A 7,884-nucleotide genomic window follows, 5' to 3' on the forward strand; every position below is an offset into this window, starting at 1 on the left:
CCGCCGCCGCGCACTGCGACAGATCTTCCAGGCCCGCAATGCACTGCAGCAGGCCAATGACCAACTGGAGCGCCAGGTGGACGAGCGCACCGCCCAGCTGCGCGGTGCCAACGAAGAGCTGATCAACCAGATCAGCCAGCGCCAGCAGGCCGAAGATGCCGCCACGCAGGCCAGCAAGCTCGCGCTGCTGGGCCAGATGTCGGCCGGCATCTCGCACGAGATCAACCAGCCGCTGACCGCCCTGCGCGCGCTCTCGCGCAACGCCATCCAGCTGCTGGACAACGGCCGCCCGCGCGACGTGGCCAACAACCTCAAGCTGATCGACGAGATGACAGAGCGCATGGGCCGCATCGTCAACCAGCTCAAGGGCTTTGCGCGCAAGGAGTCGCTGTCGCTCGAAGCCGTGCCGCTGGCCAGCGCGGTGCGCAACGTGCTGCTGATGCTGGACCACAGGCTGCATGCCGAGCCGGTGGTGCTGCGCATGGACGTGGCCGATTCGCTGATGGTGCGGGCCGACACGCACCGGCTGGAGCAGGTGCTGTTGAACCTGGCCGGCAACGCACTGGACGCCATGGCGGGCAGCCCGCAGCGCCGCCTGCGCATCGGTGCCGAGCAACATGGCACGCGCGTGCTGGTGCAGGTCGAGGACAGCGGCACGGGCATGGACGAAGCCAGCCTGCAGCGCCTGTTCGAGCCGTTCTACACCACCAAGCCGGCCGGCCAGGGTCTGGGCCTCGGCCTGGTGATCTCGTCGAAGATCGTGCACGAGCTGGGCGGCAGCCTGCGCGGGGTACGCGGCAACGGGCCGGACAGCGGCATGCGCTTCGAGTTCGAGCTGGACGCGGCGACCACCACCGCAGCTTCCGAGGAAACACATGTTTGAAGGTTTCAGGGTCCTCTTCATCGAGGACGATCCGCCCGTGCGCGCCAGCCTGGTCCAGACGCTGGAGTTGTCCGGGCTGGAAGTGCAGGCCTTCGGCTCGGCCGAGCTGGCGCTGCCGCACATCAGCGCGCAGATGCCCGCCATCGTCATCACCGACGTGCGCCTGCCCGGCATGACCGGGCTGCAACTGCTCGAGCGCATCCGCGCGATTGACGCCGGCATGCCGGTGGTCGTGGTCACCGCGCATGGCGACATCTCGATGGCGGTCGGCGCCATGCGCGCAGGCGCCTACGACTTCATCGAGAAGCCGTTCGCGCCGGAGCGTTTCGTGGACACCGCCATGCGCGCGCTGGAAAAGCGCCAGCTGCAGGTCGCGCTGGACGAGTTGCGCGCGCAGCTCGCGCAGCGCAGCAGCGTGGAGTCGGTGCTGCTGGGCCGCTCGCAGGTGATGCAGGACGTGCGCCGGCTGATCCTGCGGCTGGCGCCGACCTCGGCCGATGTGATGGTGCATGGCGAAACCGGCACCGGCAAGGAACTGGTGGCGCGCTGCCTGCACGAGCACAGCCCGCGCCACGAACGCAACTTCGTCGCCATCAACTGCGGCGGCCTGCCCGAGACGCTGCTGGACAGCGAGCTGTTCGGCCACGAGCCCGGCGCCTTCACCTCGGCCGCCAAGCGCCGCATTGGCAAGATCGAGCATGCCAACGGTGGCACGCTGCTGCTCGACGAGATCGAGTCCATGCCGGTCAGCATGCAGATCAAGCTGCTGCGCATCCTGCAGGAACGCAAGATCCAGCGCCTGGGTTCGAACGAGGAGCTGCCGGTCAACGTGCGCGTGGTGGCCGCCACCAAGGAAGACCTGCTGCAGCTCAGCCAGCAAGGCAAGTTCCGCGCGGACCTGTACTACCGGCTCAACGTGGCGGTGCTGAAGCTGCCGCCGCTGCGCGAACGGCGCGAAGACATCCCGCTGCTGTTCGAGCACTTCGTCGAACTCGCCAGCGCCCGCTACGGCCTGCCCACGCCCGAACGCCGGCCCGAACACCTGCGCGAGCTGATGGCGCATTCATGGCCCGGCAACGTGCGCGAGATGCGCAATGCGGCCGACCGCTTCGTGCTCGAAGCCGGCGCGGTCAACCTCACCGATGGCACCGAAGACATCGCGCCCACGCCGCTGGCGCAGCAGATGGACCTGGTCGAGAAAGCCTTGATCGACGAGGCGCTACGCCGCTGCCACGGCCGCATGCAGGACGTGATGCAGCAGCTGGGCATTGCCAAGAAGACGCTGTACGACAAGCTGCACCGCCATGGCATCGACCCCGAGCGCTACCGCTGAGCCGCCCATGACCGACACCAGGGACTACGACGCGCTGCTGCACCAGGTGCACCAGGCCGTGCTGCCGGAGATCGGCCGCGGCACGGTGGCCAACTACATCCCCGAGCTGGCCGACGTGCCCCCGGACCAGTTCGGCATGGCCGTGGTGACGCTGGACGGCAAGGTGCACACCGTGGGCCACGCCCAGACGCGCTTCTCGATCCAGAGCATCTCCAAGCTGTTCGCGCTGGTGCTGGCCTTCCAGCGCCAAGGGGACGCTTTGTGGGAGCGCGTGGGCCGCGAACCTTCGGGCACGCCGTTCAACTCACTGGTGCAGCTGGAAAGCGAATCCGGCAAACCGCGCAACCCGTTCATCAACGCCGGCGCGCTGGTCATCACCGACATGCTGTGCACCAATTTCGCGGTGCCGGAAAACGCCGTGGTCGAATTTGCCCGGCAGCTCTGCGACAGCAAGGAGATCCACTACGACCGGCGCGTCGCCCGGTCGGAAAGAGGCACCTCCGACCGCAACGCGGCGATGGCCCATTTCATGAAGAACTTCGGCAACCTGCGCAACCCGGTGGACCAGGTGCTGGACGCCTACTGCAAGCACTGCGCGATCGAGATGAGCTGCGTGGAGCTGGCCCGCGCGGTAGCCTTCCTGGCCAACCGCGGCGTCAATCCCTGGAACGGCGAGCAGGTGCTGTCGGCCAGCGCGGCCAAGCGCCTCTCGGCCCTGATGCTGACCTGCGGCACCTACGACGCCGCCGGCGACTTCGCCTTCCGCGTCGGCCTGCCGGCCAAGAGCGGCGTGGGCGGCGGCATCGTCGCCCTCGTGCCTGGCGAATGCGGTGTCTGCGTCTGGTCGCCCGCGTTGGAACACTCCGGCAACTCGCACGCCGGCCTGCTGGCGCTGGAGCTGTTCACGACGCTGAGCGGCCGGTCGATCTTCTAGCGCCGAAGCTCAGCGATACAGCCGGGGGTCGCTGGCGTCCGTCGGATGCTGGATCGCGCGCTTCAGCGAGTCGCTCATCGTCAGGTGCAGGTTGGTGCCCTTGGGCGGGATGGGCGACTCGAACCATTTGCGGTAGATCGCCTGGATCTCGCCGCTCTTGAACAGCTCGACGATCACGCCGTCCACCAGTTGCTTGAAGACCGGATCGTCGCGCTTCAGGCCGATGGCATACGGCTCGGTGGTCAGCGCGTCGTCGGCGATCTGGTAGTTCGCGGCATCCGGCGCGTCGGCCAGCATGCTGTGCAGCAGCACGTCGTCCATCGCATAGGCCACGGCGCGGCCGTTGGTCAGCAGGCGGAAGGCCTCGATGTCGTCCAGGCCGGCGAGGATCTTCATGTCCAGCCCGCGGGCCTGGTTCACCGCGTTCAGGAAGATCAGGCTGGTGGTGGCCAGCGTGGAAACCACCGGCTTGCCGCGCAGGTCATCCAGCGTCCGGATGTGGTCCGACTTGCGCGCCAGCAGGCGGCTGGCGGCGACAAAGGTCGTGACCGAAAACGACACGCTCTTGCCGCGCTCCGCCGTGTTGGTGGTGATGCCGCATTCCAGGTCCACCGTGCCGTTGGCGACCAGCGGAATGCGGGTGGCCGAGCTGACAACGATGGGTCGCACCTCCAGGTCCGGCATCGCCAGCCGCACCCGCACCGCATCGACCACCTTCTGGCAGATGTCCATCGAGTAGCCGATGGGCTGGCGCTTGCCGTCGAGGTAGGAAAACGGCGCCGAGGCGACGCGGTGGCCGAGCGTGATGACGCCTGCGTCGCGGATCTTGCGCAGCGTGGGAGAGTCGACCGGTTGAGCCGCGGCGGCCATCACCGCGAACAGGCCGGCCGCAAGCAGCAGGCCACGGGACCAAGAAGGCAGGAGTGTCAGGTTCGGCACGGCAAGGTGGCAGGCAGGGTCAGACAAGGCAAGGCAACAGGGCCGCCATTGTGAATCGTCCAAGGGCCTGCGAAGCCCAGCAACCCACCTTCCGTTCATGAAGGCAGATCCCAAAAGTGCATGGGAACGCCGCCACATCGCCTCTCGCTACCGCAAGGTGGCAAGCCCTCCCCTGCCTCCCTGACAGGAGACGAACATCACTCAGGGGTAGTCGCCCGTCACGTCAAGCCAGCCAATCGCCCCAATGGGGTCACTCTTGTCCAACGATTGCCTGAAGTGGCGGGCCACGGTGCCGCGGCTCCAGCACTCGCGCCAATCCACCCCTCTGCCGTCAGGGTGAGTGCCCCTAATTTGAAGAGCCTCTCTCAGCCAAATTGGGGATGTCCAGACCGGCAAGCACTGGCACATTCAGCTACCTGAAATCACATCCGCGTCTGCACATGCTGATGCGAGCGGCAGGCACGGAATCATCGGTATGGCCCACAGCGCGAGGAGCCCAACATGCCAGTTGCAGTTTCATTCCCCGGGGTGTACGTCGAGGAGTTGCCCAGTGGCGTGCGCACCATCGCCGGTGTCGCCACCTCGATCACCGCGTTCGTGGGCCGCGCCGCGATGGGCACCGACGAGCCGATGTTGATCAACACCTTTGGTGATTTCGAGCGCCAGTTCGGCAGCCTCGACCCCCTGTACCCGCTGAGTTATGCGGTGCGCGACTTCTTCCAGAACGGTGGCGCCCGGGCAGTGATCGTGCGGCTGTACAAGAAGAAGAGCGGTGTCGGCGTCAACGACGCGGCCAATATCACGCTGACCAACCTCGACCTCGTCGCCGCCTCGCGCGGCAGCTGGGGCAACGGGCTGCGGGTGCGCATCGACGACAAGGTCTCGGCCGACGTGGCGGCGCGCTACGGCCTGGTCGCGGCAGACCTGTTCAACCTCACCGTGCGCAGCGGCAGCGGTGCGTTGGAGACCTTTCTCAACGTTACCGTCAAGGAAAGCCCACGCCGCATCGACCGCGTGCTGCTGAACGAATCGGCCCTGTTGCGCGTGGCCAGCACGACCACGCTGCCGGGCACCACTGTGCCGCCCAAGCACGGTGACCCAGGCCCCGGCAAGACGATCTGGAACGACGACACCGCATCAACCCCAGTGGTCGCCGCCGGAATGGCCAGCGACAGCGACCCGCTGGACATTGCTGCCTACCAAGGCAGTGAAGCGGACAAGACGGGCCTGTTCGCGCTGAAGAAGACCGACCTGTTCAACCTGATGAGCATCCCGCCGGACACGCGCGAAGGCGACACTGCATCGGCCGTCTACAGCAGCGCGCTCGACTTCTGTACGCAGCGCCGCGCGATGCTGATCGTCGACCCGCCCGTGGCCTGGGACTCGGCCAATGACATCGTCACCAACAACAACGCGGCATTGACCGCGCTGGGCCTGACCGGTGAGCGGGCGCGCAATGCGGCGCTGTTCTTCCCACGCCTGCGGCAACCCGACCCGAAGCGCGACGGCCAACTCGACACCTTCGCACCCAGCGGCGCGATCGCCGGCCTGATGGCCCGTACCGATACCAACCGCGGCGTGTGGAAAGCCCCGGCGGGCGTGGACGCGGCGATCTCGGGCGCGCAAGGCCTGTCGGTCAGCCTGACCAACGAAGAGAACGGCCAGCTCAACCCGCTGGGCGTGAACTGCCTGCGCACTTTCCCGATCATCGGCAGCGTGGCCTGGGGTGCGCGCACGATGCGCGGCGCCGACCTGCTGGCCGACGAGTACAAGTACATCCCTGTGCGGCGCACCGCGCTGTACATCGAAGAGAGCCTGTACCGCGGGCTGCAGTGGGTGGTGTTCGAGCCCAACGACGAACCGCTGTGGGCGCAGATCCGACTCAACGCCGGCGCCTTCATGCACAACCTGTTCCGTCAGGGCGCGTTCCAGGGCAGCTCGCCGCGTGACGCGTACTTCGTCAAGTGCGACAAGGACACGACGACGCAGAACGACATCAACCTCGGCATCGTGAACGTCGTCGTCGGCTTCGCACCGCTGAAGCCGGCCGAGTTCGTGATCATCAAGCTGCAGCAGATGGCCGGCCAGATCGACGTCTAAAGGCCTGACAACACCCTCGCGATCAAGGAGCCGACCATGGCACAGTTCACCGTCAACGCCCAGCGATTCGACCCCTACAAGAACTTCAAGTTCAGGGTCAAGTGGGACGGCAAGTACGTCGCTGGCGTGAGCAAGGTGAGCGCTCTCAAGCGCACGACCGAAGTCGTCAAGCACCGCGATGGCGGCGACCCCAGCAGCAGCCGCAAATCCCCCGGCCGGACCGAGTTCGAGGCCATCACGCTGGAGCGTGGCGTCACGCACGACAAGGAGTTCGAGCAGTGGGCCAACAAGGTCTGGAACTTCGGTGCCGGCCTGGGTTCGGAAAGCTCACTGAAGGACTTCCGCAAGGACGTGATCATCGAGGTCTACAACGAGACCGGCCAGCTGGCGATCGCCTACAAGGTATTCCGCGCCTGGGTCTCCGAGTTCCAGGCCCTGCCTGATCTCGACGCCAATGCCAACGCGATCGCGATCCAGCACCTGAAGCTGGAGAACGAAGGCTGGGTGCGCGATGTCGAGACGCCCGAGCCTTCGGAGCCCAGCTTCACCGACCCGGCCTGACGGCCGGTGCTGCACGGCGACGCTCGTGTATGAGTCTCGACCACGCCCATGGCGCGCTCAGCGCGCAATCGGTGCTGCACACCTGGGAGCAGGCGCAGGCCATGGCGCCGCTGCGCCGCTCGCTCGCGCTGCTGCGCTTGGCCTGGCCCGAGGTGACACCGGGCGAGTGGGGTGCACTGCCGATCGGCGCGCGCGACGCCCGCCTGTTCGCGCTGTTCGAGGCCTTGTTCGGTGCCACGCTGGACACGCTGGTCGACTGCCCGGCCTGCGGCGAGGCGCTGGAGTTGTCATTGCGCACCACCGACCTTCGGCCCGAGCCGGCCGGCGAACCCGCACCGCAGCCGCTCCAATGCGAAGGTTATGAACTGGCCTACCGCCTGCCCTGCAGTGACGACCTCGCTGCGCTGCAAGGCAGCGGCAACGCCAGCACCGCCGTCCAGCAACTGATTGAGCGCTGTGTGCTCCAGGCCCGGCTCGCCGGCCGCGTGGTCAATGCGGCCGAGCTGCCACCGGCGGTGATTGAGCGGCTGCAGCAGGACATGGCCTTGCGTGACCCCGGTGCGGACATTCGCGTCGCGCTCAGTTGCCCGGCCTGTGCTCACGGCTTCGAGCGCCGCTTCGACATCGGCGATTACCTGTGGGAAGAGCTGGACGACTGGGCCGAGCGCACGCTGGCCGAAGTGCACACCCTCGCCAGCGCCTATGGCTGGAGTGAGCCGCAGGTGCTGAGCCTGAGCGCCGATCGGCGCCGCCGCTACATCGCGCTGGTGCAGGGACTGGTGGTGCCCACATGAACGACCAGGCCCCTGCCCCGCTCGGCCACCTGGCGAGACTCGTCGAGCGCGTGGCGCCCACCGTGCCGACCTTGCGCCGCCGCCAGCCCGCACTGTTCGAAGGCTCGTATGCGGCCTTGGCTGAGCCGACGCCGGACGTCGTTCACACCAGCGCCTCTCGTTCGGACGCGGCCCCTGTTGTCGCCGAACCTGCGATGAATCCAGGCCCGACACACCCGCCAGCGCCAGCGGAGACACCCAGACGCCCACTGCACAGGCCGCCGCAAGACCCCGCCCCCTCCGCCGCCGGGCCACTCTCCGTTGTGCACCACGACGCGCCGCGCGTCGACGCCACAGTCCG

Annotated in this window: 7 protein-coding genes; 6 read left to right on the forward strand and 1 reads right to left on the reverse strand. The window is 67.3% G+C overall.

Features of this window, described 5'->3' with window-relative positions:
* The 3 genes from FKP22_RS14840 to FKP22_RS14850 form a co-directional block, all read left to right on the forward strand.
* Positions 1 to 883, forward strand: an 883-nt coding sequence (locus FKP22_RS14840) for a sensor histidine kinase (protein ID WP_233446851.1), incomplete at its 5' end; no start/stop codon positions are given.
* Positions 876 to 2,216 carry a sigma-54-dependent transcriptional regulator gene (locus tag FKP22_RS14845; RefSeq protein WP_141288248.1) on the forward strand — a complete coding sequence of 447 codons (1,341 nt, stop codon included), beginning with the start codon at positions 876 to 878 and terminating at the stop codon, positions 2,214 to 2,216. The genes FKP22_RS14840 and FKP22_RS14845, both read left to right, overlap by 8 nt.
* A 7-nt stretch (positions 2,217 to 2,223) precedes the next feature.
* The gene (locus FKP22_RS14850; protein ID WP_141288249.1) at positions 2,224 to 3,150 is read left to right on the forward strand and encodes a glutaminase; all 927 of its coding nucleotides are present in this window, start codon (positions 2,224 to 2,226) and stop codon (positions 3,148 to 3,150) included.
* Positions 3,151 to 3,159: 9 nt separating this feature from the next.
* Here FKP22_RS14850 and FKP22_RS14855 read toward each other — a convergent pair whose 3' ends face one another.
* The gene (locus FKP22_RS14855; protein ID WP_231011118.1) at positions 3,160 to 4,089 is read right to left on the reverse strand and encodes a transporter substrate-binding domain-containing protein; all 930 of its coding nucleotides are present in this window, start codon (positions 4,087 to 4,089) and stop codon (positions 3,160 to 3,162) included.
* 501 nt (positions 4,090 to 4,590) lie between these two features.
* Here FKP22_RS14855 and FKP22_RS14860 point away from each other — a divergent pair.
* Genes FKP22_RS14860 through FKP22_RS14870 form a run of 3 tightly spaced genes read left to right on the forward strand, consistent with a single transcriptional unit; the run spans position 4,591 to position 7,544 of the window.
* The gene (locus FKP22_RS14860) at positions 4,591 to 6,189 is read left to right on the forward strand and encodes a phage tail sheath family protein (protein WP_141288250.1); all 1,599 of its coding nucleotides are present in this window, start codon (positions 4,591 to 4,593) and stop codon (positions 6,187 to 6,189) included.
* Positions 6,190 to 6,225: 36 nt separating this feature from the next.
* The gene (locus FKP22_RS14865; protein ID WP_141288251.1) at positions 6,226 to 6,750 is read left to right on the forward strand and encodes a phage tail protein; all 525 of its coding nucleotides are present in this window, start codon (positions 6,226 to 6,228) and stop codon (positions 6,748 to 6,750) included.
* 29 nt (positions 6,751 to 6,779) lie between these two features.
* Positions 6,780 to 7,544, forward strand: coding sequence for a T4 family baseplate hub assembly chaperone (locus FKP22_RS14870; RefSeq protein ID WP_141288252.1), 765 nt, complete (start codon positions 6,780 to 6,782; stop codon positions 7,542 to 7,544).
* Positions 7,545 to 7,884: the final 340 nt, after the last annotated feature.

This window comes from Ideonella azotifigens (assembly GCF_006519715.1).
GTDB classification, from domain to species: Bacteria; Pseudomonadota; Gammaproteobacteria; order Burkholderiales; family Burkholderiaceae_C; genus Ideonella; species Ideonella azotifigens.

Excerpts from the sequence above, each read along its gene's own strand:
- FKP22_RS14870 (WP_141288252.1), top strand. The coding sequence starts at position 6,780 with ATGAGTCTCGACCACGCCCATGGCGCGCTCAGCGCGCAATCGGTGCTG.
- FKP22_RS14845 (WP_141288248.1), top strand. The coding sequence starts at position 876 with ATGTTTGAAGGTTTCAGGGTCCTCTTCATCGAGGACGATCCGCCCGTG.
- FKP22_RS14865 (WP_141288251.1), top strand. The coding sequence starts at position 6,226 with ATGGCACAGTTCACCGTCAACGCCCAGCGATTCGACCCCTACAAGAAC.
- FKP22_RS14860 (WP_141288250.1), top strand. The coding sequence starts at position 4,591 with ATGCCAGTTGCAGTTTCATTCCCCGGGGTGTACGTCGAGGAGTTGCCC.
- FKP22_RS14850 (WP_141288249.1), top strand. The coding sequence starts at position 2,224 with ATGACCGACACCAGGGACTACGACGCGCTGCTGCACCAGGTGCACCAG.